This is a genomic window from Mycobacterium sp. 852002-51152_SCH6134967, from assembly GCF_001667105.1.
In the GTDB taxonomy this organism is placed as follows: Bacteria; Actinomycetota; Actinomycetes; order Mycobacteriales; family Mycobacteriaceae; genus Mycobacterium; species Mycobacterium neumannii_A.
This window is the reverse complement of the sequence record NZ_LZIK01000012.1, coordinates 131,225-155,133: the sequence shown is the minus strand read 5'-3', so window position 1 is coordinate 155,133 and position 23,909 is coordinate 131,225. Positions and strand designations below refer to the sequence as shown.

Annotated in this window: 21 protein-coding genes and 4 tRNA genes; 7 read left to right on the top strand and 18 right to left on the bottom strand. The window is 64.6% G+C overall.

What is annotated here, in order from left to right; all coding sequences use genetic code 11:
• Window positions 1-84: 84 nt before the first annotated feature.
• From aftC to A5790_RS03410, 3 genes are read right to left on the bottom strand one after another with little or no spacing between them, the layout of a single operon-like run.
• Window positions 85-1,398: an arabinofuranan 3-O-arabinosyltransferase gene (aftC, locus tag A5790_RS03420; protein WP_082961555.1), complete on the bottom strand. Its 1,314-nt coding sequence runs from the start codon at window positions 1,396-1,398 to the stop codon at window positions 85-87.
• 36 nt (window positions 1,399-1,434) lie between these two features.
• A complete protein-coding gene (locus A5790_RS03415) occupies window positions 1,435-3,000 on the bottom strand; it encodes an alpha/beta hydrolase (RefSeq protein WP_066841530.1) in 1,566 nt (521 codons plus the stop codon).
• 25 nt (window positions 3,001-3,025) lie between these two features.
• Window positions 3,026-3,808, bottom strand: a complete 783-nt coding sequence (locus tag A5790_RS03410; RefSeq protein WP_066841531.1) for a pyrimidine reductase family protein — start codon at window positions 3,806-3,808, stop codon at window positions 3,026-3,028.
• A 34-nt stretch (window positions 3,809-3,842) separates the two neighbouring features.
• On the opposite strand from A5790_RS03410, the gene zapE reads away from it, so the two are divergent.
• Entirely contained in the window at window positions 3,843-4,862 is a 1,020-nt protein-coding gene (gene zapE / locus A5790_RS03405) for a cell division protein ZapE (RefSeq protein ID WP_066841401.1), read from the top strand.
• Window positions 4,863-4,928: 66 nt separating this feature from the next.
• On the opposite strand, the gene A5790_RS03400 is transcribed toward zapE, so the two are convergent.
• From A5790_RS03400 to A5790_RS03375, 6 genes are all read right to left on the bottom strand, one after another.
• Window positions 4,929-5,459, bottom strand: coding sequence for a GNAT family N-acetyltransferase (locus A5790_RS03400; protein WP_066841400.1), 531 nt, complete (start codon window positions 5,457-5,459; stop codon window positions 4,929-4,931).
• 6 nt (window positions 5,460-5,465) lie between these two features.
• Entirely contained in the window at window positions 5,466-5,957 is a 492-nt protein-coding gene (locus A5790_RS03395; RefSeq protein ID WP_066841399.1) for a hypothetical protein, read from the bottom strand.
• A gap of 66 nt (window positions 5,958-6,023) precedes the next feature.
• On the bottom strand, window positions 6,024-6,617 hold the full coding sequence (locus tag A5790_RS03390) for a methylated-DNA--[protein]-cysteine S-methyltransferase (RefSeq protein ID WP_066841398.1): 594 nt from the start codon (window positions 6,615-6,617) through the stop codon (window positions 6,024-6,026).
• Window positions 6,614-7,087 carry an RNA polymerase sigma factor gene (locus A5790_RS03385; protein ID WP_066841397.1) on the bottom strand — a complete coding sequence of 158 codons (474 nt, stop codon included), beginning with the start codon at window positions 7,085-7,087 and terminating at the stop codon, window positions 6,614-6,616. Before A5790_RS03385 ends, A5790_RS03390 begins: the two co-directional genes overlap by 4 nt.
• A gap of 41 nt (window positions 7,088-7,128) precedes the next feature.
• Window positions 7,129-7,854 (bottom strand): Clp protease N-terminal domain-containing protein, encoded by a 726-nt coding sequence (locus A5790_RS03380; protein ID WP_066841396.1) that lies wholly within the window; start codon window positions 7,852-7,854, stop codon window positions 7,129-7,131.
• Window positions 7,855-7,887: 33 nt separating this feature from the next.
• Entirely contained in the window at window positions 7,888-8,376 is a 489-nt protein-coding gene (locus A5790_RS03375; RefSeq protein ID WP_066841395.1) for an SRPBCC family protein, read from the bottom strand.
• A 75-nt stretch (window positions 8,377-8,451) separates the two neighbouring features.
• Here A5790_RS03375 and A5790_RS03370 point away from each other — a divergent pair, with 75 nt between their 5' ends.
• Window positions 8,452-8,805, top strand: a complete 354-nt coding sequence (locus tag A5790_RS03370; RefSeq protein WP_064395337.1) for a helix-turn-helix transcriptional regulator — start codon at window positions 8,452-8,454, stop codon at window positions 8,803-8,805.
• A 3-nt stretch (window positions 8,806-8,808) separates the two neighbouring features.
• On the opposite strand, the gene A5790_RS03365 is transcribed toward A5790_RS03370, so the two are convergent.
• Window positions 8,809-9,234, bottom strand: coding sequence for a hypothetical protein (locus A5790_RS03365; RefSeq protein WP_066841394.1), 426 nt, complete (start codon window positions 9,232-9,234; stop codon window positions 8,809-8,811).
• A gap of 324 nt (window positions 9,235-9,558) precedes the next feature.
• Between A5790_RS03365 and A5790_RS03360 the strand changes: the two genes are divergently transcribed.
• A complete protein-coding gene (locus A5790_RS03360; protein ID WP_066841393.1) occupies window positions 9,559-9,867 on the top strand; it encodes a hypothetical protein in 309 nt (102 codons plus the stop codon).
• An 84-nt stretch (window positions 9,868-9,951) separates the two neighbouring features.
• Window positions 9,952-10,524, top strand: coding sequence for a hypothetical protein (locus A5790_RS03355; RefSeq protein WP_231987582.1), 573 nt, complete (start codon window positions 9,952-9,954; stop codon window positions 10,522-10,524).
• A gap of 403 nt (window positions 10,525-10,927) precedes the next feature.
• Here A5790_RS03355 and A5790_RS03350 read toward each other — a convergent pair whose 3' ends face one another.
• The 4 genes from A5790_RS03350 to A5790_RS26360 all read right to left on the bottom strand — a co-directional run bounded on the left by A5790_RS03350 (window position 10,928) and on the right by A5790_RS26360 (window position 14,837).
• A complete protein-coding gene (locus tag A5790_RS03350) occupies window positions 10,928-11,875 on the bottom strand; it encodes an alpha/beta hydrolase fold domain-containing protein (protein ID WP_197696703.1) in 948 nt (315 codons plus the stop codon).
• A gap of 236 nt (window positions 11,876-12,111) precedes the next feature.
• Window positions 12,112-12,576, bottom strand: coding sequence for a hypothetical protein (locus tag A5790_RS03345; RefSeq protein WP_066841390.1), 465 nt, complete (start codon window positions 12,574-12,576; stop codon window positions 12,112-12,114).
• Between the two features lie 717 nt (window positions 12,577-13,293).
• Window positions 13,294-13,842 carry a hypothetical protein gene (locus A5790_RS25675; protein WP_156656285.1) on the bottom strand — a complete coding sequence of 183 codons (549 nt, stop codon included), beginning with the start codon at window positions 13,840-13,842 and terminating at the stop codon, window positions 13,294-13,296.
• Between the two features lie 866 nt (window positions 13,843-14,708).
• Entirely contained in the window at window positions 14,709-14,837 is a 129-nt protein-coding gene (locus tag A5790_RS26360; RefSeq protein ID WP_255361500.1) for a hypothetical protein, read from the bottom strand.
• Window positions 14,838-15,528: 691 nt separating this feature from the next.
• Here A5790_RS26360 and A5790_RS03330 point away from each other — a divergent pair.
• Complete coding sequence (locus A5790_RS03330; protein WP_066841387.1) at window positions 15,529-19,473, top strand: cadherin-like domain-containing protein; 3,945 nt, start codon at window positions 15,529-15,531, stop codon at window positions 19,471-19,473.
• A gap of 335 nt (window positions 19,474-19,808) precedes the next feature.
• Here the strand turns inward: A5790_RS03330 and A5790_RS03325 are convergent.
• The 3 genes from A5790_RS03325 to A5790_RS03315 form a co-directional block, all read right to left on the bottom strand.
• Window positions 19,809-19,883, bottom strand: a tRNA-Val gene (locus A5790_RS03325).
• Window positions 19,884-19,896: 13 nt separating this feature from the next.
• Window positions 19,897-19,967 (bottom strand) — tRNA-Cys (locus A5790_RS03320).
• 27 nt (window positions 19,968-19,994) lie between these two features.
• Window positions 19,995-20,067 (bottom strand) — tRNA-Gly (locus A5790_RS03315).
• A 490-nt stretch (window positions 20,068-20,557) separates the two neighbouring features.
• On the opposite strand from A5790_RS03315, the gene A5790_RS03310 reads away from it, so the two are divergent.
• Together A5790_RS03310 and A5790_RS03305 are read left to right on the top strand one after the other, a co-directional pair.
• Window positions 20,558-20,629 (top strand) — tRNA-Val (locus A5790_RS03310).
• 66 nt (window positions 20,630-20,695) lie between these two features.
• A complete protein-coding gene (locus A5790_RS03305) occupies window positions 20,696-23,449 on the top strand; it encodes a LuxR family transcriptional regulator (RefSeq protein WP_082961553.1) in 2,754 nt (917 codons plus the stop codon).
• Window positions 23,450-23,482: 33 nt separating this feature from the next.
• Here A5790_RS03305 and A5790_RS03300 read toward each other — a convergent pair whose 3' ends face one another.
• Window positions 23,483-23,776: a hypothetical protein gene (locus tag A5790_RS03300; RefSeq protein WP_066841529.1), complete on the bottom strand. Its 294-nt coding sequence runs from the start codon at window positions 23,774-23,776 to the stop codon at window positions 23,483-23,485.
• Window positions 23,777-23,909 lie beyond the last annotated feature (133 nt).

The window sequence follows — 23,909 nt, the reverse complement described above, 5'->3', positions numbered from 1 at the left end:
ATCACAAGCACATCAGCACTGGTAATAAAGGCGGCAGCGTCAGGAATGCATTTGACTTAGCAAATACTGTCGGAGCCGTCACCTTCAGCTGATCGGCGGTGCGACGGGCCTCGCCGGTTCTCCCGCACTGTCCGGCTCGGTCGGCGGCGGCTTCTTCAACCAGGTCGGGTCGATCCCGTCGTCGAGTCGGCCCTCTGCCTTGGCGTCCAGATAGCGGAAGTACAGCACCGAGAAGACCACCACGAGCATCAGGCCCCACCCGTAGGTGAACTTCATGTATTCGAGGAACCGCCCCGTCGTGGGCCAGTGTCCGAGCAGCCAGCGGTCGGCGCTCATGAACCCGTAGATCGCAAGCCACGCAGGCCAATTACGCAGGACCGAGTTCGGTAGCACCACCGTCATCAGGAACGGGAACAGCATCATCGAGTAGTAGCCCTGGCCCAGGGACAGCACCAGGAACGAGGTGATCAACAGCACGCCCGATGACGTCGTCATCCAGAACAGCGGGTCGCGGGTGCGGTAGTACTTGTACAGCAGCCACAGCGAGATCACGGCGATCACCGCAAACGCAATGCGCAACAACAGGATCAGCCACGTCGGCAGACCGTAGTAGATGCCGTTGCCGGCGATCGAGCTGTTGAAGTAGTCGCGCGTCGTGAGGATGTAGGGCACGGTGCGCGTCACGAAGTTCATCGGGTCGCTGATCAACGGCCATGCAGCGGCGTTGAAGATCACCGGCACCGCGATGGCGGCGACCACCGCGCGCCACTGACGGTTCAGCAGCGGCAACAACAAAAGCGGCGCCAGAAGCGGTTTGACCACCAGCGTCAATCCGATCGCTGCACCCGCCAGCCATTGATGGTTGCGCTTACCGTCCAGCAGCCAGCGGAAGAACAGCACCTCGGCCAGCAGGATGCACCCGTTGATGTTGCCGAAAACCAGTGTGTTGATCACGCTTTCGGTGCAGAACATCGCCGCCAGCAGGGCGGGCAGGGCGACCGAGCGGAAGCCGTAACCGAACAGTCGCACCAGGAAGTAGGCGGCCAACACGATCGCGATCGTGTTGAACGTGATGAACCAGTACCGCGAGGCGTCGACGGGCAGGTAGCCGAACGGCGCCATCAACAACGTCCCGCCGGGCGGATACAGATAGTGCGGGTCGACGTGGTTGAAGTGCTCGTTGTAGATGTCCCAGCCCATCTTGAAATTGACGACCGCCCGGTAGACGGGTCCGTAGTCGTCGGTGATGTAGCCGTTGGTCGCCAGCACGTAGCTGCGGTGGATGATGAACAGGATCGCCAGCGGCCACAGGATCACCTTCAACACCGACGCAACGCTGGGCGGGGAGGTCCGGGGCCGGAAGGGCGTCGTCAAGGAACTGGCCACAAGATCGCGCACGACCGCACGGTACCCGACCGCGGTCGAGGTCAGGCGTCAGGCAGGGCAGAACGTATCGGTGTCGGGCAGGTTGCCGCTGTCGAGGTAACCCAGGACCGGCGGGAGCGCGCACGGCGAGTAGATCGAGGCGCCGTGCCCGATGCCCTGCCACATCACCCGCCTGTTGGCCGACCCGGCGTTGATCACCGTGGCCGCGACCGCGGCGACGCCCTCGTTGCCGACGATCGGGTCGTTCTGGGTCCCGAGCAGCAGCACGGGGATCTTGAGGTTCTCGGGCTGCTGGGGTGTCGCACCGCTCGGCCAGTTCAGGCAATCGACCAGGTTCAGCGCGCCGACCGTGCCGAACTGCGGATACAACTTGTTCCAGGCCACGACCAATTCGCGCACCCGGTTCGGAGTGGGCCGATTCAGCGAATCACTACAGCCGTTGACGAACTGACCGTCGGTGTTCCGCAGGCTCTCGGCACGCGCGATCAGATCGGTGAACGGCGCGGGATCACCCGACTGCGCGGCCGCGATCGCGGTTGCCAGCGCATTACTCGACTCGATGCGGTCCCCGCGGGGGTAGGCCAGCGCGGTCGAGATCGCGTTGGCCACGGTCGCGACGGCGGCGCCGTTGGGTCCACGGCCCTGGCGTGCGGCCGACAGCAGCGCGTCCACCGCGCCCTTCGGATCCGGGCCCAGTGCGCAGTTGGTCGCGGCGCACTGCGCGGCCCAGGCGTCCAGCGCGGCCTGCTCGCCCTTGACCCGCTGCTCCATCGCGGCTTCGGCGGCAATGCCCAGCGGCAGAGGAGAATCGAGCACCAGGCGCGCGACCTTGTTGGGATGCGACCCGGCGTACGCGAGCGCCACCTGTGCGCCGTTCCCGACGCCCAGCAGTGCGAGGGTGGGCACGTCCCACGTGCTGCGCAGCCGCTCGATGTCTTCGGCGGCGTGGGAGTTGTCGTAGGCCGAATCACCGGGGGCGATGGTGTCGGTGCAGCTTGTGGTCGCGGTCTGCACGATGGCGCCCAGGTTCGCCACCGGATCGTCGCCGGACTGGAACTGCGCCTGGTCGAGCATTTCCTGGCGGTCGAACAGGTCGCGGCAGTCCAGCGCCCCGGACATGCCCATGCCACGGCGGTCGACGGCGACGATCGGGTGGCTGTTGAGCACATCGGTACCCGCGCGCGACAGCCAGACCGGCAGCTGCAGTGACGACGGCAGGTCCGAGCCGGTCGTCATCACCACGGGGCCGGCGTCCTGGGGGGTCTGCGGTCCGCGGGCGCGCACCACACCGATGCTGACCGAGCCCGACGCACCGTTGATCGGGTCGAGGTCGGCGTCGTAGGTGGCGCAGTCCAGCGTCACACCCGGCACGGAGGGCACGGCCGCGTCGCCGAACACCCGCGACGTGCAGTCGCGCCACGCCAGGTCGTTTTTGGGTGCTTCGATGGGCGGCGGGCCGTCAGCGGCTTGGGTCGTTTCCGGCTCACCCTGAGGCCCCGCCCCGGAGTCGGTGGCGAAGCGGGGATTGGCCGCCAGCCCCGGCGAACACGCCGCGACGAACGCCACGACGGTCGCCAGGCTGAGAAGCCGAACCAGCTGACCACGCCGATGCATGCCGACCACAGTACTGATGCGCGGTTCAGTCGAGCCGCACGTAGCGGGTGTAGAGATAGCCGTCGTCGTCGCTCAGCACATGCGCCGGGCGCATCCGCGTCAGCACCTCGCCAGGGCCGGAAGCGATGCGGGGTGCCTTGCCGCCGACCAGGAACGGGGCCACCGTCAGACACAGCTCGTCGAGCAGGTCGTTCTCGATGAGCAGGCTGAGGATCAGCGGGCCGCCCTCGGAGAGCACCCGCAACAACTTGCGTTCGGCCAGCGCCTGCAGCGCGGTCGCTGCGTCAACTTCGTCGGGCCGGGGGCCCGAGGCGTCGATCACCTCGGCCACCCCGCCGAGGCGTCTGCGGGTGGCGTCGCAGGCCGCGGAGCAGGTCAGGATCAGCGGCGGCACATCGGTGCGGGTGAAGAACCGGGCGCCGGGGTCGAGGTCGCCGGATCTTGTGATGACGGCGATCGGCGGCACCTCCGCCTGGCCGCGCGCCTGCCGGGCGCCCCGATGCGGGACGGGTACCAGCGCGCCGGAGTAGTCCTCGGTGCGCACGGTGGCCGCACCGACGAGGATGACGTCGGCGGCGTAGCGCATCTGCTCGAAGACGCTGCGGTCGCCGGCCGCTCCGAGCGCCGCGGTCTTGCCGCCGGCGGTCGCTCCGCCGTCGATGCTGGCGATCATGTTCCCGCGCACCCAGCACCTGCGCAGGTCGGCGGGGTAGGCGTAGAAGTCGCCGAGCCGCCCGTCGGTGCCGTCGATCGGTGCGCCGTCGGGCCCGAGCACTGTGAACTGCGCCGCAGGGGCGGTATCGGCCATGAAGATGATTGCAGCACGTCGATAGGGTGCGTGCATGGACGGGTCCGAAGCGGTGCAGCATCTCGTCGACCGCCACCCCGCCGTCACTCCGGACCGGTTGATCGCCCAACTCGCGCCGCCACCCACGTTCTCCGACGTCAGTTTCGACACCTACATCCCCGATCCCGCCGAACCGTCTCAGGCCGCGGCGGTGCAGTCATGCCTGCGGTTCTGCGATCAGGCACAGCAGCGCCGCGCGGGTAAGAAGAAGCTGTTCGGTCGCCGTGAAGTGCTGCCGGGCGTCGGGCTGTATCTGGACGGAGGCTTCGGCGTCGGCAAGACGCACCTGCTGGCCTCGTCGTACTACCGGTTGCCGGAACCGAAAGCGTTCGCGACCTTCGGCGAATTGACCCAACTGGCAAGCGTTTTCGGATTCGTCGAGTGCATCGAATTGCTGGCCGACTACGTCGTGGTGTGCATCGACGAGTTCGAACTCGACGACCCGGGCAACACGACGCTGGTCTCGCGGCTGCTCTCACAGCTTGTCGAGCGCGGCGTGTCGGTGGCCGCCACGTCGAACACCCTGCCCGAGCAACTGGGGGAGGGCCGGTTCGCGGCCCAGGATTTCCTGCGTGAGATCAACACGCTGGCAGCCATTTTCGAGACGGTGCGCATCGACGGGCCGGACTATCGCCACCGGGATCTGCCGCCGGCTCCCGAACCGCTTGCAGACGCCGAGGTTCGTGAGCGCGCCGCGCGGTCGCCGGGTGCGACGCTCGACGACTTCGACGCACTGTGCGCGCATCTGGCCACCATGCACCCGTCGCGGTACCTGACGTTGATCGAAGGTGTCGCGACGGTCTTCCTCACCGGCGTGCACACAGTCGACGACCAGAATGTGGCCCTGCGCCTGGTGTCGCTGACCGACCGGCTGTACGACGCGGGGATCCCGGTCGTGGCGTCGGGCGCCAAGCTCGACACCATCTTCAGCGACGAGATGCTGGCCGGCGGGTTCCGCAAGAAGTACCTGCGTGCGACGTCCCGGTTGCTAGCCCTGTCGCGGCAGCCCGTCTGATCGCGAACGTGGGTTACCCGCACGCCTTTCGCGCCGCCACGTGCGTCGAGCCCACACTCGGCTCCGCTAGAACGTGCGCACCATCACGTAGTCGTTCTCGATGGCCGCGCCCAACCGGAACGTCTTCGTGCCGCTGACCCCGAAACCGTGCTTGGCGTAGAACCGCTGCGCGCGCTGGTTCTGCTGGTTGACGCCCAGCCACACCGCCGCGGCGCCCAGTTCCTCGCACTCCTGGAGCGCCGCGTGCATCAGCGCGGTCGCCACCCCGGAGCCGTGGCACTCGGGCAGCACATAGATCTTCGACACCTCGACCGCCGGGCGTGCCTCGACCGCGCGCTGGACGTCGGGGTCGTCGGGCACACCCCGAATCAGCATGGCGTAGCCGGTGATTGACGCGTCGGTGCGCGCGACGAGCACCACGCGGTCGGGGTCGACGAGGTAGTCGCGGAAGCGCGATTGCGACAGGTTCTCCTCGACGAACGCTGCGACGTTATCGAGAGTCACCGCCGGGGGACAGGCGAGCGGAAACGTGCGGGCGGCGACGTCGGCGAGTTCAGGCAGGTCGGCGTCGACGGCCGCCGTGACGTCAATGCCCAACGGCGCCTACACGTTCCACTGCGCCAGATGCTCGCCGGTGATCTTGTCGAGCAGCACCACGTTGGACACCAGGTCGCGGTAGCAATCCCAGAACACCGCGCCACTGACCGTGGAGCCGGCCGGTGCGTTCCCCAGCTGAGGTTGCAGCGCGTCCGGAGCGTCGGTGTTGCGCGGTTCGTAGCTGTCGCCGGTCGGCGTCACACCGCGGAAGCTGTAGGTGATCGACTGCGCGTACGGCGTCGGCACCTGGACGGAATGCACGGTCACCCAGGCTCGCCAGACCTGCTGGCGCGGGGGGCGCGGGGCATAGCCGAAGCCGGGCGGGATGGGGGACGGATCGACGCTGTGCACGGTGATGTCGGCGACCAAACCCTTGAACTTCACCTGCAAAGTGTCGCCGAGCCTGCCGATCGGGGCGGTCACCGCCGATGCGGGCGCAGCGACGATCCCGGCAGCAGTCGCCATGGCGACCACGAGGAGCACGAACCAGCGACGCATCTCCGAATGATCGCACAGACTGAAACCTGTTACAGACGCTTCCAGGCAGGACCCACGGGCGACGCCTCAGGCGGCCTCGAGGCTCAGCAGCGTCGACTTCGCCTGCGGGCCGCCGACGTACTGTCCGGACGTCCCGTCCGAGCGCACGACGCGATGGCAGGGAATCACCACCGGCAGGGGATTGCGGGCGCACGCGCTTCCCACCGCCCGCACGGCGCGGGGGTTGCCGACGGCGGCGGCGACGCTCGCATAGCTCGCACGCTGTCCGTAGCCGATGTCGCGGAGGTGTTCGATCACACTGAGGCGGAAGCCAGCGGCCAGCCGCAGGTCGACCGGCACCTCGAACGCGGTGCGTTGCTTGGCGAAGTACTCGTCGAGTTGGCGGGCGACGGTGTCGAGTCGCGCGGGTGCCAGCAGGATGCGCGGACTGACGACCTCCGCCAGCCGGGTGAGCACCGCGTCGTGGCCCTCGATGTCAAAGGCGACGCGGACCAGTCCGACGGTGGTGGCGGCCAGCAGGAGCGGACCGACGGGGCTGTCGACCATGCGGTAGGCGACATCGAGCACGCCCTGGTCGTCGGCGGCGCGTTCCAGCTGTCGGTGCAACCGGTCGAGCGTTGCGGTATCGGGGCTCAGTTCATCGAAAAGGTTGGTAGTCATCGGCTTTCCTCACGGTAGATCTTGCGCAGGGTCTTGATGCCGTCGGCCGCGGCGCGGCGAGCGGCATCCGGGGAGTTGCCGAGCAGCCCGGCGATCTCGGCGAACGGCACGCCTGCGATGTGGTGGTAGGCGACGGCCTGGCGCTGCTTGATGGGCAGCCGCGCCAGGGCGTCCCACAAATCGGGGTCGCGGGACGCGGGGTCCGCCCGCGATGAGGGCTGTTCCGGCATCGAGTCGGTGGGCGTGGGTCTGCGGGAGCGCGCGCGGCCTGCGTCGAGGGCGCGCCGGTGCGCGATCGTGACGAGCCACGCCTCGACATTGGCGTCGGCCGGCAACTGCGGGTAGGCGCGCAACGCGGATAAGAACGTCTCCGACCAGGCATCCTCGGCGTCGACGGGACCGACGACCGCGCGGCAGACCCGCAGCACGGTCGGACCGTGCTCGGCCACCACGTCTTCGAACGGTCGCACCCTCACATCATGTAGACGTCGAAGGGTGGACACATGTGAGATCAGTCCTTGGTGAACGCCTGCAGCGCGTCGAGGAGTTCGCTTTCGAAGCGGTCCTTGTCGACGCCGGCCCGGTGCAGCGGTCCGTCCTCGGCCTCGGCTTCCCACAGCGCCAGCAGGATGTGCTCGGTCCCGACGTAGTTGTGCCCCAAACGAAGTGCCTGACGGAACGTCAGCTCGAGCACCTTTTTGGCGGCGCTGTCGAACGGGATGAGCGTGGGAAGCTTCCCGTCGGCCGGCGACGGCAACGACACCACCTGCGACACCGCGTCCGCGTCGACGCCCTGGCCGGCAAGCAGTTTGGCGGCCAGCCCGTCGGGGTCCTTGAACAGCGCCAGCACCAGATGATCCGATCCGATCTCGGGATTGCCGGCCGCGTGTGCGATGTTCTGGGCCTCGACGACGACGTTACGGGCGCGGGGGGTGAACCGGCTAAAGCCCGCATTGGGGTCGAGAAGATCGGCGTCGGTGGGTGTCTTGGGCACGAAGCGCTTCTGCGCGGCCTGTTTGGTGACGCCCATGCACTTGCCGATGTCGGTCCACGACGCTCCCGAGCGGCGGGCCTGATCGACGAAATGGCCGATCAGATGGTCGGCGATCTCGCCGAGCGACTCCGCCGCCAGCACCGCGTCGGTGAGCTGTTCGAGGGGTTCGGAGTGCACGGTCTTGATGACGTCGATGAGGTCGTCGAGCCGGACCGGGTTGGTGATCTTGGCGGGCTGCGTCATGCCGTCAACCCTAGGTTGACGGCCGGTTGTACGTCAACCGTTGGTTGACGATCGCGGGTATCCGCGTCGGACCGTGCGGTCGAGGATGCCCAACGTCGCGCGCAACGCGCTTTCGGAGATGACGGGGAAGATGCCGGCGTCGCGCCAGTGCTGGTCGATGTCCGACCAGTCGTAGAACGACGTCACGAGCGTGCCGTCGTCAGTGGGTTCGAGGCGGTAGCCGTAGACATGACCGATCTGCGGGCGGATCCGGCCCAGGATCGTCCACGAGATCAAGCTGTCCTGTTCGTAGTCGCGGATCGAGACGGTGACGTCGTACTTGCCCATGGGGAAGTCGTTGAGCGCTTCGCGGTCCATGTGCACGACGAAGCTGTCCCCGGCGGCGCGAACCGGTTCGCCTTCGGCGTCCTGCAGCATGCCGCTCGCGTCGATCGCCACATGACCCTGAGGATCGGTCAGCACGGCGAAGATGTCGGGTGCGGGTGCGGCGATGGTCCGCTGGACTTCGATGCGATCAGTCATCAGCAAATCATGCCCCGAACGTGAAACGTCGCGAAATCGTTTCGGTCATAGCGGTCGGGGTATTCGCCAGTTGCTATGCGCAACCATGTGGACCCTGCTCGCGTTCAGTCCGCCCTGCTGCGGCGCGCGATCACGTTCATCAACGAGAACGCCCACAGGGAAATAACACTCAGAGATATTGCCACTGCCGTCAATGTGACGCCACGCTCGGTGCAGTACGCGTTCCGGCGACATCTGGGCACCACGCCGCTGGAGTACCTCCGGCGCGTGCGACTCGACCGAGCCCACCGCGAACTGCAAACGGCCGACCCGCGCAGCGACACCGTGATGGCGATCGCGGGACGGTGGGGATTCACTCACGCAGGCCGGTTCAGCGGCGTGTACAAACGCACCTACGGGACTCCGCCGAGCGAGACGTTGCGGGCCTGACGGTTATCTCGGGAAGAAGCCTTCGCGAGTGAAGAAGCCGGGTTGCCATCCGCGTGCGCCGAGGCAGAGCATCGGGCGGCCGTCGGGCGTCTGGGCGGCGGCTTGAGGCTTGGGGCAGGGCGCTCCCACGTCTTGGACGCCGAACAGTTCGTACGAGGCCTGCCAGAATCCCTGGTTGGTCGGGATCGGCGGCCACTGGTTCTCGATCCAGCGGCACTGCAGGACTTCGCCGCCTGGTCCGCGCCCGAAGGTGAACCGCTCGAGGTTGAAGCACGGCCCGGTGAGGTGGGCGTCGTAGTTCATGCCCGGCACGTCGGAGGCGTAGCGGCCCGGCGTGTCGGGGTAGTCGGTGTCATCAGCGGAAGCGAGCGGGGCCGCGCAGATGGCGGCGCCGGCGATCGCGGTGGCGGCGAGCAGTTGGCGAATCATGTCCCACCCTCGATGTCAGGACCGGTCGGTCTCTGCAAAGCGTAGTAGGTGCGCCACGCCGGCTGACCCTTTTCCTGTCACTGCACGCAGAACCGGCGATTGTGGAGGGTGCGGGGTGTTCGCGCCCGGGTGGTCCGCACGGCGGCGGCGTGTGGAAGCCTGCCGCCCAGATGCAGGCGAAGTCGCGAGGTCGCCGATTCAACCGCGCGATTACCGGGAAGCCTTACTGATATCCGCTCACAAGCGGCTTCGCGTCATGCTCGTATCGGCGCGGAGGGCAGTTCGACTTTGGAACGATCTTCGACTCGGTGAGGAACGCGGCAAGTGATTGCAATCGCGGTGGTGCTACTGGTTTCGGCAGCTGTGTTGATCCTGTTCGGCGTGGTGCTTTACGGCAATGGCGTCGGCACGGTTCCCGACGAGCCTGGCCGCGAGCCGGCGGCCACCCGAGAGGGTCTGCGGAGCGTCTCATGGACAGACCTGTTCGCGCGGATGAAGACATCGGTCCGAGACATTCTGAATGAGGACGCGAGGCGGCCCCAGAAGTTGACCGCGGCCGGCGCCTTCTGCGTCCTGGTGGGGATCATCGTCCTGGTACTCGCGCTGCTGTCATTCGTCACCGCCATGGTGTAGCGACACCGCTGTGGTGCTTGTCGGATAGCGACGATAGGCCGAAACCTTCCCTGTGATCAGCGCAGGTCCGGCAGACTGACCGACATGAGTTGGGCGACCACGGTGACGAGCACGTTGGTGCCGTTCGCCTCTGTAACATCGACTGCGGCCGTGGCGATCTGGACCAAGCGCATCGATGCGAGGACCAAGAGAGAAGAACGAGATCACGCTCTCGTCCTGGACTACGAGAAGCGGGCTGGTGAGGACAAGAAGGCCGCGCTGAAGCGTCTGATCTCAGCCACTCTGCACCTCAAGCGCGGAGCCGAACAACTCGCTGGAGCTGAACAAAGCCTTAGCCAACGGCGGGCCGAGGCGATCAGACAACTGTACGAATTCCGTATACGCCTGGGGATGGACGACGGAATAGCAGAGTTGATGATCTACGCCGCGGAGCCGGTGCGCGACCTCACGGAGTTGATGCTCGACGAGTGGGATCGCCAGTTCCGAGAGCACGGCTACTCCTTGGCACAGTTGGATGCCTGCAAGAGGCGGCTCGTCCAAACCGCAGGCGACCTCGCGCCGACCGACGAACAAGCGATATGCGGAGCGCAAGTGGGACGAGCTCAAAGAAGAAGAAGGATCGTGGCTCAAAAGGCTCGGCGACGAGTCGGAAATTGACGTCGAGGCGCTGGTGGAACTCTGCAAGCAGATCTTGAAAGCCGCGCACAAGGACCTTCGTGGTGGTTACGGCGTAGAAACGGATTAGGCTGCGGTTGCACGGAAGTGCCCTTGCCGCAAGCCAACTTCTCCGCATCAATCTGGCTGAAGAGGCTGAACCCGTGATCGCGATGGTGGACCGGCTCATGCCCGATGGAGGTTATCGCCCCTCAAGGTCGTTAGGCGGCGGCACGGGTCGAAAAGATCCTCCGAGGTGGTCGGCCGCATTCGGGCGCCGGATGCCGTCGAGGTCTCCGAGGGCGCGTTGAGGGCGTGCGCTATCGAGAACGGCCGGCGTGCTGCACAGTGACAAGGCGGTCAGCGTAGCGGCCCCCGGGGTGGTTGAGTCGCATGACGGCCGTCACTAGCTTGGGCTAGGCGGTGGCTCAGGCTTTGCCAGGACATTGTGGATGTACTGGAGCGCGTCCTCGGCGTCACAGCCCACTGGGCTGAACCCCACCCAGCCGTGAATGCCGCGGTCGAGTTCGTACCAGTGGATGTCGACGCCCTCGGCTTGGGCGCGTCGGTGGAATGCTCGGGCGTCGGGGTTGAGCATGTCGTGGGTTCCGGTCATCACCGTGATGGTGGGCAACCCGGACAGCGCGCCGGTAGCTGGACTGATCAACGGATGATCGAGTGGGTCGCCGCCTGCGTAGCAGGTTGCTGCTCGGTGCAGGAAGTCGAGATTGAGGACCGGATCAACTTTGGCCACCGTGGGAACCGCGGGATCGGGCAGCCCAGCGTGCAACCACGGTGAGAGCAGTACCGCATCGCTGGGTTGCGGCAACCCTGCATCGCGGCTTGCGTGGCACAATCCCAGCGCTAGCCCGCCACCGGCTGAGTCGCCCATAAGAACAACGGATTTCGGATCATGGTCGGCCAGGATCCGGCGGTAGACGCCGAGGAGAAACGTGTAGACCTCCCGATAGGTATGTTCGGGAGCGAGGGGGTAGATCGGCACTGTTAGAGTGCGCCGAAGAATGACGGACAGGTCGGCCAAGAACGGCCAGTAGAGCGCTGGCGCGAACTCGACAACATAACAACCGCCGTGCAGATAGAGCATGTGACCGTTGACGGTGACATCGTCAGGCAGCTTCGGACGGATCTCGTACACGGGCCAACCGTCGAAGTCATTGCGGGTGACCGCCACCTTCCTGTCGAGGCGCTTCGGCGGTGATCCGGCGTATGGACGTCGAGGCGGGCCGGCGGCCCAGCGGTCGATTTTTTTCGGCCGCAGGGTCAGGTAACGCGACTGGCTCAGCCATAATGCTCTGGCCACCAAGCGGTGTCGCAATCGGGCGCGAGGACTCACGTCGATAATTCTGGACTGAGCAGCCTCGGCGCGTGCGACTTCGGTGTCTCCAGTTTCTGCGCCTCATTGGATGGAACGAAAGGCCTCGACAGCCACGAAGACCCAGGTTGATGCGGAGCTGCTTCGGCTCCTATTGGCGTCGCTTCTCGATGTTCTACCCCACTACGAGACAGGCAACAAGCTGAAGGGTTAGTTCAGCTTCAACGCGACAATGAGTTCCCTGAAAGCTGGGCTGCTCAGGGCCGCCCGTGCACCTGAGCGTCGAAATGGGCGGCGGCGTGCTTTAACAACAGCACCGCGTCGGCCGCGGTGGTGTGCACGTCATCATTGAAGGCGTCTAGGTCCGGCCAGTCCATTGCGCCGGCGGAATTGGCCAGCCGCACAAGTAGTAGTTCGAGCCGATCGACCTGCTGTTGTACCGCGTAAGGCTGCCCGGTGTGCCAGTAACCAGCCGCAGTACGAAGCGCCCCTCCCAGGCAGAAGCTGCATGGGGCGGCCACAGGCTCGGTGCGTGTCCGGTAGGCCCCCGCGCCGACGTGCTCAGTACGCACCCGTACCCAGTTGCCTGGCGAGTCGGCTGCCGGGTGCACCTGAGTGCCATCGGCGTCACGGTAGTAGGCGCCTTGGGTCCACCCGCCGTCAGCCTCGATGAGCGCCAGGGCGCCCTCGATTACCTCCCGGTCGGTATTCATGTCAGCCATACCTCCAACGTACGAAGTAGGGCCGCGTGGCAACACGAGGTTGGCCTCCCGAGTTTTGGGGGTTAACCCCCTGATACGAGCATATGTACGACGACTCCGCCGCTAGGGTGCCAGCCGCTGCCGGCCAATATTTGCGTTCGCTCGGTACGACGCCGCAACGGTGGAGCAGATGGATATCGCCGGAGACGGGGACGCTCACCGCGTCAGAAGACGGGGGAAAACCCCCTTACTGAAGCCAGGACAGACCGGCAGAGTGGTTAACAGGTCCGCCGGGCCGACCCCCCGCGGCCCGGCAGACCTTCCGCCGCATGGCACCAAGTCTCAAGCCCGACCAACACGCTCGACGGTCTTTTATCCACCCTCGCGCAAGCAGGGAACGGCAACGACAACACCGGCGAAACCGCCACCGCATCTAACGGCGGCACCGACATCCAGCCCCGCCTGAGAGCCGTAACGAGGACGACAGATCGACTCGCGGGCTCGTCACTATCGAGAAGCGGGCGTGGCGAAGACGTCACTCGCAAAATCACTCCGACGGCTGTCTGAGCCCGCTGAAGGTCTCGAAATAGAGCACATATGAGACCGCTGTCGAGAAGCATCCGGCAGGGCGTTCCCCAAGGCCAGGTTGTCTCAGAAGTTCGTCTCACGAGTGCTTGTCTCGCGGATTACGCCAAATCGCTTCTGAGACAGTGATAAGCCAGAGCCAACCGTCTCCCGTTAGCTGTCACTCTGGTGGCGGCTGGATGTCGGTGCCGCCGTTAGAGGCGGGCAGGTTTCGGTCGTCGGGCCAGTGACCCCGCCAACTGGCCGAAGCGGGCGCGGGCGGCCGTACGTGCCGCTGCCGGGGTCCGTGCCGCCGCCGTTCTTGGCGGCCTTGCGGTCCTCCTTGGCAGCGTCCTTGGCGGCCTTGCGGTCATCCTTGACGGCTTTGCGGGCATCTTTGACGGTCTGGCGGGCGTCCTTGATGGCTTCGCGATCTTTGGGTTTGGTTTGCCGGAGGTCGTTGAGCGACTCGCGTGCGGTGTTCAAGGCGGACTGAGGACCGCCACCGGTGCCGCGGTTACAGCCTCCGTTGCCGCCAACGCCGCCAGGGCCGTCACCACCGCCGCCGGCACCGCAGCCGTCATTACTGCCGCGGCCATCGTCACTTGGACTAGCCGAAGGGATGGTGATCGACGGGAAGGCCGAAGCTGTCGGCGCGAGTGGCAGTACTAACGCTCCAGCTATCGAAACCACCGCCAGCAAACCGAGCGCCGCCTTCTTCATTCCATTCCCCTTGACTACTGTGAAGATTCCGAACGGGTGGCAGTATCGCCGTCTGAACTGCCGAGACCAAGACGAATTTACGGCACCGACAAGGGTCCGTACAGCAAATACACAGGTATTTCTGGGCGTTTCTTGCGTACGGCAGCAAATGATCGTCATTGACTTGGGAGAAGGCTGTCACCCTGCGGGGGAACTGTATCGGCGATGCGGGGCCGGTCCTCTGCATCCTCAAACACCCGGAATAACCGGTCTGAGAAGCAATTGCGCGTCTCCGGGGGCCACCGCCGCTGCGCCCGCACAGCGCGTCGTCGCCCAGAACGGCTCGGACCTCGCGTTCGCGAACCTCGCACATCAACTCGGAAAGGTCCGAGTTCGCCTGCCGCACAGCATGATGAATGCTGCAGCGGAAGATCTTCGGTACGCATCGTCGCTGCGACCGCCCAACCGGCGAGCTTCTTGGTGCACGCATCGGTGACGAATGCGGTGTGGCAAAACCCCTGCCAGGTCTGGACGCACGTGATGTCGGCGACCCGCAACCGGTTCGGTGCGGCCGCCCGGAAAGTCATCGGCCATTGCAACGGGGGCATGGGTAGGCATGTCGCGCGGTTCCCAGCCGCCGCCTTTGACGGGGACGAGCACCGGCCGGTAGCGCCGAATTTGTATCCCGAATTTAGGATCGCGAACACGTCATCGACGCCTGGTTTGTCGAGCCGCAACGATCGTCGATTTCATCTAGAAGCACGGTTCGGATCGCGAATTCGAGCATTCGTGGTACAGGGCTGGCGACGACAACGACGCTGGAGCCTCGATACGTGACGGCAGTCTTCAACCGGCACCGTCAGGTCGGCGCCAAACTTGCTGCGCGCTCACCGAATCGCTTCCAGATGTCCCATGCTGCTCGTGTTCGAGACCTTCTGGACGATCTTGCGGCCGGAGTCGCCTATCGCCGCGAAGGTGTCGCTGCGGTTGTGTGCATCGATTCCTACGATGGCCAAGGAGAGCGCGTCCTTTCGCCGCGGATCGCTCAACCAGCTTTCACCGGGTATCCACATCTTGAACCCGAAGTCGGGTTCAGTGCCCGAGCCCTGTCGACAACTTCCGTAGTTAGCCTGCGCAGCAGTGGCAAGTTTTCGTCACGAGTCGATCAGCGCGGAGCATCTCGACCAGACACTTCCGGGTAGGCACGCTTGCACTGCCGATGGCCAGCCAATCGTCTAATTTGCTCTAGCCTCGGTAGGCCACATTGTGGTGCCGAGGTGACGGTCCTTTTCGAATGCAAAGTATTGCGCTCATATCTGCAGTTCAGACGACAATCTAGTTTCGACGTATAGGGAAATCCCTGATTCCTCTCAGGCTTCGTTCAGCAAGACTGAAGCAATTAGCTGCTCACTCGAGCAGCAGGATCAGGGGGCTCGGGCGATGGGTTACGGACGCTATGTGGGTCGGGTTGGCGCGCTTGCGGTGGCGTTGGGCGTTGGGGCGGCCATCGTCACCGGCCAGAACACGGGTCTGGCATGGGCCGATGATTCTCCTTCAGCCGACACAGCGTCAGATTCGGGACCGGCTACCTCTAATGCAGAAGCCACTGATGGCGGTCTGAACGCGGTAACCCCGGGGTCGGAGGCAACGTCGGATACATCGAGCAAGTCTGGGTCGGCGTCGACGCCGACCCAGAGGGTGCCTGACATGGTGCTCGGCAGCTCCGGCGGCGCCCTCACTTCCAAACGGGTCAACGCTCCAAACGGCAGGAAGAAAGCCGACTCCGAGACGGCCGACAATGGTCCTTTGGCGACCGAACACCGTCAGAAGAAAACCCAGACGCCAGAAGACACCGACGCCGCGACTATCGCCACCGGACCGTCGGCACCGATCACCCCCGAGGCCGCAGACGCACTGTCAGACAGCCGACGTTCGGACAAGAAGAACAAGGCGGCGCCCGTTGCGCTACCGTCGGCCGCGGCAAAGAAGCCCGAGCCTATCGCAGTGCCCAAGAAGGCCGCCGAGCCGAGCACCACGGTTGTGTCGCTTCGAAGCGAGCCGGCGAAAACCGTTGTGGATTCGTCATTGTCGGGTCGCAGCCAAGAAGCGGCGAGCATGTCGACGCTGTCGTCAAGCGCAGGACCGGAGCTGTCGTCGGTCAGCGCACCGCCACCGATAGCCGCCGATTCCGTCGTTGTCGACGTCACCCGCGTGCTGAGCTCTGTGCTGGCCCCGTTCGTGTTGCCCGGTGGTCCCGGAGTGCCAACTGACTCACCGGCGCTGTTGGCCGCGTTGGCGTGGGCGCGTCGCCAAACCCAACTAGGACTGACCGAGGAAACCCCCGAGGCGAAACCACTCGAAACCCCAGTGCCCGCGCAGACAGTCAGCGACCCGCTCGCGCCGCTGGCAGCCGCGAAAGCTAGTGCCCCTACGGTAAAGAAGGTCAAGCCGCCGAAAAACATCAAACCGGTCGCCGGCGCTGATAGCTACACCACTATTGCGGGCAGGCCGCTGACCGTAGCGGGTCCGGGAGTGTTGGCCAACGACAGCGACGGCAACGGCGATTCCTTGACTGCGGCGCTGGCGGGTAACCCGAAGAATGGCACTGTCACCCTCAACGGCGACGGGTCGTTCACCTACACCCCGAAAGCGTCCTTCACCGGCACCGACACCTTCAAATACACCGCCAGCGACGGCACCGACGCCAGCAAAGGCACCAAGGTCACCATCACCGTCAACGCCAACCGGGCACCCTTGGCCAACAACGACACTTACAGCACGGACGAAGACACAACGCTGACCGTGACCGGACCGGGGGTGCTGGCCAACGACACCGACCCCAACGGTGACACCAAAAAAGCCGTGCTCGTCAGCGGACCCGCCAACGCGGCGAGCTTCCACCTCAACGACGACGGCACGTTCACCTACACGCCGGACGCCAACTTCAACGGCCCAGATTCGTTCACTTACAAGGTTAACGACGGCACCGTCGACAGCGACGCGGCCACCGTGTCGATAACCGTCGCTCCGGTTAACGATGCTCCAGTGGCCCAAGAAGATTCGTTCAGCACAAACGAGGACACCGCGCTTACGACAGGCAACGTGCTGACGAATGACACCGACCCCGACGGCGACACCAAGCGTGCGGTGTTGGTGTCCGGCCCGGCTAAAGCGGTTCCGGACAGTTTCGAGCTCAACGACGACGGCACGTTCACCTACACGCCGGTGGCCAACTTCAACGGTTCAGACTCATTCACATACAAGGTGAGTGACGGCACCGTCGACGGCAACACGGCTACCGTCACGGTGAACGTCACCGCGGTCGATGACGCCCCGACAGCCACCAATGATGCGGTGACTACGAACGAAGACACCCCGGTCGCGATTTCGGTGCTAGCCAACGACACGAGCCCTGACGGGGCCCCGACGGTGACGGTGACGTCTGCGCCGCCGCACGGTAGTGCGGTGGTTAATGCCGACGGGTCTATCACCTACACGCCGGGCGCGAACAAGAACGGTCCGGTCAGCTTCAGCTATACCGTCACCGATCCCGACGGTGACACTGCCGCAGCCACCGTCACGGTGAACGTCACCGCGGTCGATGACGCCCCGACAGCCACCAATGATGCGGTGACTACGAACGAAGACACCCCGGTCGCGATTTCGGTGCTAGCCAACGACACGAGCCCCGACGGGGCCTCCACGGTGACGGTGACGTCTGCGCCGCCGCACGGTAGTGCGGTGGTTAATGCCGACGGGTCTATCACCTACACGCCGGGCGCGAACAAGAACGGTCCGGTCAGCTTCAGCTATACCGTCACCGATCCCGACGGTGACGCCTCCACCGCCACGGTCTCCGTCAGCATCAGCCCTATCAACGATGCGCCAGTCATCACCTCGATTCAACATGAGGCGGTCAACCAGTCCACCGGTGCGGCCAGCTACACGGTGAACGTGACAGACGTCGACACACCCGATTCACAACTAAGTGTGCAAGTCGCCAAGCCCGCCGGCGATACCGGCACGGTGTCGACGCCCGTGCGTACAGCTCCGGGCACCTACACCTTCACCTACACCCCTGACCCGCAGGACCGGCTCGACGCCTACAGCAACGGTCCCGACCCAGACCTGGTGACACTCACGATTACCGCAACTGATCGCGAGAAAGATTCAGCCGCCGCCGCGGTACCGGTCACCATCCATCCCACCGAGGTTGCCGTCACGCATAATCTCGTGTTGCCTTACGGCTTCGGCGACGCCACTGTGGGCCCTGACGGTACTGCGGCCGAAGCGATCAGAAAAGGCCTCGGCACCACCGCTGATCCCTATTCGACTGAACTCACCGTCATTCACCCCGACGGGACCATTACCCGGGTAACCAGAATCGGGACGTCTATAAGCGGTCCCCAAGTGGGTGCTGATGGCACCGCCGTCCTCACCACAACTACCGGCAACGGTGCTGATCCTCGCAAATCAATTGTCACTATCGTCCACCCGGACGGCACGATTACAACTACGGGACCTGTCGATGGAAACCAGGTCGCTGCTGTTGGCGCTAACGGTACCGTCGCGCACTTAACCTTCACCGGCAGCGGCACCTCGGCCGACCCGTACCTTATGACTGTTACCGTCTTCCATCCCGACGGCACTACCACCGCCACGACTCCACCTATCACTGGGGGATCGACCGGCCTTCGTGTCGGAGACGACGGTACCGTCGCGCACACGACTTTCACTGGAAGCGGCACCGCTGCGGATCCGTACCGCACCACAGTTACCGTTATCCACCCCAACGGCACCATCACCACTAAAGAAATCACTGGAAGTCCAATGTATGGCCCGAAAGTGAACGCCGACGGCACCATCTACCAAGGCGTCGTTCAAAGCGGGGGAATGATAATCACAGCGATTCATCCCGATGGGACAACCACAGCCACCGCACCCGTCACGGGCGGCTTTGCTACTAGCAATGGAATACTCGCTGGCTCTGACGGAACGATGATGGCGGCCGCTTATACAGGCGCCTTTCCCGACCCTAACCGGACGAAGACCACGGTCACTGTCTTTCACCCCGACGGGACCGTCACGACTAGTTCAATCTCCGGGGACCCCCGGTGGGGCGGAGCCGTGGGCGACGACGGCACCGTCGCGCACACCACTTACACCGGCAGCGGCACCACCGCCGACCCATACCGCACCACAGTCACCATCATCAGATCCGACGGCACGGTTACCGTCAGCCCTTCGATCACCGGGACTCCCGCTGGGTCTCCGTCAGTAGGCGCTGACGGCACCGTCGCTCAAGCGACGAATACCTACGTCGACGTTAGTGACTGGAGCACCTACGAAACGACCGTCACCGTTATCCACCCAGATGGCACCACCAGCACTACACCCATGGACGGAATATCCAGCAATCCGATCGTTGGCGACGACGGCACCGTGTATATAGCTACATCAACCGGCTGGAAAAGTTCAGGCACCAGCAGAGTGGCCGTCATCCACCCCGACGGCACAACCGCTGTTGTGCCCTTACCCGGAGGAACTTGGGCAGCCCCCCTACAAATGAGCAACGACGGCACTCTCTACTTCATCAGCGGCAACGCCGTTCGCGAGATCAAAGTCGCCGAACCCCCAAGCACGTCAATGTGAGGACAGCCCTACCTGAACACCCGGATTGGGAAGCGGTGAACCGGCGCCGATGCCTGATGAAGGGACAATACTGTCTTGACTCGGGTATTACGACGGTGCTTGCCGGACCTTTGATGACCCGGGTTCGGTTGTGGCAGCTCCTCCGGCCGGTAAGGGTGTAGTAGTCGTGCATTCCTCGGGATGGAAGTAGCCCGACACCCCATCTGAGCAGCGGATGTCGGGGGAGGGCATGGCTATATCTGAATCGGGCTGCCAACGCCTTGAACCACGAGTTCACACGTAGTTCATGTCGTCGAATATCGGCCCACAAAACTGCCGCTGAACTGCACAGACTATGGTGCGCGATACTGGGATTGAACCAGTGACCTCTTCCGTGTCAGGGAAGCGCTCTCCCGCTGAGCTAATCGCGCCGAACCTTCGTAGAGGTGGAGACGGGAATCGAACCCGTGTGCACGGCTTTGCAGGCCGTTGCCTCACCACTCGGCCACTCCACCGCTGGGGTTGATGCCACTGCACCTTCGAGCGGATGACGGGATTCGAACCCGCGACCCTCACCTTGGCAAGGTGATGCGCTACCAACTGCGCTACATCCGCGCGCCACGAACGACTCGTCGCCCGTCGCGAAGGACGACGATAGTCCACCAAAGTGTAGCTGCACAAATCCCGACGTTCGCCGGTGCGTCTCTGCCCGTTCACATCTCAAAACTGCTGGTACCCCCCGCGCGAGACGAAGAATCCGCGGTCCCGAGCGGTAGTCGCGGCACGTGACCCCGCGTCCGCGCTGTCGCATCGCAGAATGTCCGACCGGACCGCCTCACCCGTAGGCAACCGCGCATCGACGCCGAGTGCGGCGTCACGTCGGTGGGCGGAACCCCCGTATCGGGCGGGCCCCACCAACGTCGCGCCGCAGGGATCAGCGAGACCCACCGCCGTGCATTGCCCACCGCGTGACCATAGGCCGGCAACCCCCTGCGCGGCCGACCGAATCACCAAGCCAACGGCGCTGATCTTCGCCGGTGAATTCGGGGCGCGATGCTGGATCGTGCTAGTGTTCGACGTCGTTCGACCGTTCGGTCGACTCTCCGGTCTCGTAGCTCAGTGGGAGAGCGTCCGCCTCACACGCGGAAGGTCGCTGGTTCGAACCCAGCCGGGACCACTCGATCTCGCCGCCGTTCGAGATTTGCTCTGCGCAATCAGCGGCGATGCTGCGATTATGTGGCCTATGGCGGCTGGGGGAAATCCCGCGATGCAGCAGGCCGCTGAGCGGCTTCTGACAGCGGCTCATATCGAGCCAGCGGGCCTCTTAGTCGAGGGTGAAGCGGGAATTGGTAAGACCACTGCCTGGCTGAATGTCCTGGATGCCGCACGGGGACGGGGCTTTCAGGTCCTCTCCGCACGCGGACATCAGACCGAGTCGGTGCTGGCCTACGCCGCTGTGGCAGATCTGCTCGCCGACATCGATGCCGCGACCATCGACGAATTGCCCAGGCTCCAGCAACTTGCCGTGAACCGGGTGCTACTGCGTGCAGACGGCGACGGTCCACCAATCGATCACCGCGTCGTGGCCGCCGCTGTGGGCACGCTTCTCGAACGCCTCGCGGTGGCCGCACCGCTGCTGGTAGCGATCGACGACGTGCAGTGGCTGGATGCATCTAGCCGCGTAGTGCTCGGCTTCGTCATCCGCCGCCTACGCGGCCGAGTCAGTGTGCTGGCCACCGAACGCTGCGATCCTGGCCAGGGTCGTGCAGAGGAGTGGCTGACTTTGGCTAGCGCCGAGCCGATGGCTCGAATTCGATTGCAGCCGTTGAGTCTTGGAGCTCTCCATCAGTTGCTGCTGCAGAGAATCGGGCACTCCTTCAGCCGAGTGGTGCTCGTGCGAATAGCAGAAATATCGGGCGGCAATCCGTTTTATGCTCTTGAGCTTGCTCGTGTGATCGATGGACGTGAACCGCTCGCCGGCCCGGGTCTACCCGCCACCCTGGCCGAGTTGGTCCGCATGCGCGTCGGGCGCCTGGAAGGGGATACGAGGCCGGTGCTGCTAGCCGCGGCGTCTGTTGCGGCTCCCACTGTCGATCTCTTGGCCCGGGTCACCGACTCGACTGTGGAGCACGTCATGGAGGTACTCGAAGCCGTCGAAACCGATGGCGTCGTCGAAATTGACGGCAGCAGGGTCCGCTTCACGCATCCCTTGCTCGCTTACGGGGTGTACAGCGAGGCTTCTGCGGCCAGTCGCCGAGCCATGCATCGTGCCTTGGCGTCCGTGGAAGTCCACCCCGAACTCAAAGCGCGCCATCTTGCGCTTGCCGCTACGACTGCCGACGAGGCGACTTTCGCGACTCTGGACTCAGCAGCCGAGGCGACTCGGCATCGCGGCGCACCTGCGGCCGCGGCCGAGCTGGTTGAACTCGTGATCAACCTGGGCGGCGGCACACCGATGCGCCGAATGCGGGCGGCCGAACATCACCTGCGTGCCGGGAACACCCAACGGGCCGCAGAGGTGCTGAGGCCTGCGTTGGTTGAGCTGGAAGACGGACCGCTGCGAGCCCTCGCACTGATCCTGCATGGCGGCATTCTCGTGTACGAGAACACGTTCGATGAAGCGGCCGTACAACTTGAGCGAGCCCTGGACAATGCCGCGGAACATCCCGCTATCAGGGTGCGTGCTCTGCTGATGCTTTCCTTCGCACAGGCCACCGCCACTCACTACGAGGCTGCCCTGCGCAGCGCCGCAGAGGGAATCGCGATCGCCGACTCTCTTGAGGAACCCCGTCTGATCAGCCAAGCACTGGCGACGTATGTGACCGTGAACGCCCTGTATGGCAATGGAATTGACGAAACCGCGCTTGAGCGGGCACTGCAGCTCGACGATGAGACCAGCGACGCGCCGGTGCCGTTGTGTCCACGAGCCGCCGCACTCCAGGTGCTGGCGTGGGCCGGGGACTTCGGCGCAGCCCGTGCGCATGGCGAGTCGTTGCGACGCTCCTGCGAGGAGCGTGGTTCCGACAGCGAGATCTTGTTCATCGCTATCCATGCGACCCTGATCGAGATCTGGCAGAGCCGCTTTGGGGAGGCGGCACGAGTCGCCGAGGACTCGATGCAACGAGCCCAGCAACTCGGCGGGGACCACCCGTTGGCCATTGCGGGCATTGTCACTGCCGCCGTGTCGGCCTTCACCGGTCGCGAGCAAGACGCCCGCGATGCTGCGCACTCCGCTCTGATCGCTGCACGGCAATGTGGAGCGCCGGGGGCTGAGAACTGGGCGCACATGATCTTGGGGTTTCTCGAGGTGTCGCTTGGCAACCACGCCGAGGCGATTCGTCATTTCGAACCGGGTCTGGCGGGCCTGGGCTCGACACCGCCAGGTACAGAATTGATAACGGCCTGGTGGGTGCCCTACGCCGCCGAGGCGATGATCAACCTGGGCAACGTCACAGACGCTGCAGCGGTACTCGATCTGTTGGAGAGCAATGGACGCCGTCTGGACCGCGCTTGGATGATTGCGGCCGCCCTGCGCTGTCGAGCAATGCTCGCCGCGACGAAGGGTGTTCTGACCGAGGCAGAAGAACTTGCTCGTGAGGCGCTCGCGGAACATGAACGGACTTCGATGCCTTTTGAACTTGCGCGCACTCGGTTGCTGCTCGGTCAGCTGCAGCGGCGCCAGCGTCTCAAAGAGGCAGCGGCAAATACCCTGCGAGAAACGCTGGAAATCTTCGAAGACACGGGCGCGTCGATATGGGCCGAGCGCACGCGTGCCGAATTGTCCCGCGCCAAGAGCAGCCGTGCTGGGGACTCGGTACTCACCTCAACCGAACAACGAGTCGCCGAACTGGCCGCTACCGGAATGACCAACCGTGACATCGCATCGGCCTTGTTCATCAGTGCGAAAACGGTGGAACATCACCTGAGCCGGGTTTACCGCAAGTTGGGTATTCGCACCCGTGCTCAACTGGGCAGGCGGATGGCCCCTCATAGCTAGCACCGGCGCGGACTCGCGCGCCGATCCTTTGGATCAAGCCGACGCAAACCACGCTCCCACACTGGCCGTGAGCCGTCCCGGCGGCATCCCGATTCGCTCGCATACCTCAGTGACACTCTCCGGCGACGTGGCCGCAAACACTCCGTAGAAAACCTCGTCCTCAGGTACTGCCACGGCACCCACGAGGCGCACCACACTGAATTCGCCGTCGCTGTTCTCCAGTGCCGCCTGCAGCCTCGTCACCAGACGCTCGACGGCGTCCTGAGTCAAGTTCGCGAGATACCACTCTGCGAAATAACACGAAACGCAATCCACCGAAGCATCCATGTCCCGCACGCTATGCGGAACCGCATAGCAAGGAATCGGGAGATTCCCTAGGTTGAGGGCTCGGAGCACGTGGCCCTACGACCACGTCACATCTCCCTCGGCACGCGGACCGCCGCCTCACCTCCCTAAACTC

Bases quoted from the DNA above. Each gene is read 5' to 3' on its own strand.
- A5790_RS03415 (WP_066841530.1), bottom strand. From the start codon at position 3,000: ATGCATCGGCGTGGTCAGCTGGTTCGGCTTCTCAGCCTGGCGACCGTC.
- A5790_RS03410 (WP_066841531.1), bottom strand. From the start codon at position 3,808: ATGGCCGATACCGCCCCTGCGGCGCAGTTCACAGTGCTCGGGCCCGAC.
- zapE (WP_066841401.1), top strand. From the start codon at position 3,843: ATGGACGGGTCCGAAGCGGTGCAGCATCTCGTCGACCGCCACCCCGCC.
- A5790_RS03395 (WP_066841399.1), bottom strand. From the start codon at position 5,957: ATGCGTCGCTGGTTCGTGCTCCTCGTGGTCGCCATGGCGACTGCTGCC.
- A5790_RS03390 (WP_066841398.1), bottom strand. From the start codon at position 6,617: ATGACTACCAACCTTTTCGATGAACTGAGCCCCGATACCGCAACGCTC.
- A5790_RS03380 (WP_066841396.1), bottom strand. From the start codon at position 7,854: ATGACGCAGCCCGCCAAGATCACCAACCCGGTCCGGCTCGACGACCTC.
- A5790_RS03375 (WP_066841395.1), bottom strand. From the start codon at position 8,376: ATGACTGATCGCATCGAAGTCCAGCGGACCATCGCCGCACCCGCACCC.
- A5790_RS03370 (WP_064395337.1), top strand. From the start codon at position 8,452: ATGCGCAACCATGTGGACCCTGCTCGCGTTCAGTCCGCCCTGCTGCGG.
- A5790_RS03365 (WP_066841394.1), bottom strand. From the start codon at position 9,234: ATGATTCGCCAACTGCTCGCCGCCACCGCGATCGCCGGCGCCGCCATC.
- A5790_RS03355 (WP_231987582.1), top strand. From the start codon at position 9,952: ATGAGTTGGGCGACCACGGTGACGAGCACGTTGGTGCCGTTCGCCTCT.
- A5790_RS03345 (WP_066841390.1), bottom strand. From the start codon at position 12,576: ATGGCTGACATGAATACCGACCGGGAGGTAATCGAGGGCGCCCTGGCG.
- A5790_RS25675 (WP_156656285.1), bottom strand. From the start codon at position 13,842: ATGAAGAAGGCGGCGCTCGGTTTGCTGGCGGTGGTTTCGATAGCTGGA.
- A5790_RS03330 (WP_066841387.1), top strand. From the start codon at position 15,529: ATGGTGCTCGGCAGCTCCGGCGGCGCCCTCACTTCCAAACGGGTCAAC.
- A5790_RS03305 (WP_082961553.1), top strand. From the start codon at position 20,696: ATGGCGGCTGGGGGAAATCCCGCGATGCAGCAGGCCGCTGAGCGGCTT.
- A5790_RS03300 (WP_066841529.1), bottom strand. From the start codon at position 23,776: ATGGATGCTTCGGTGGATTGCGTTTCGTGTTATTTCGCAGAGTGGTAT.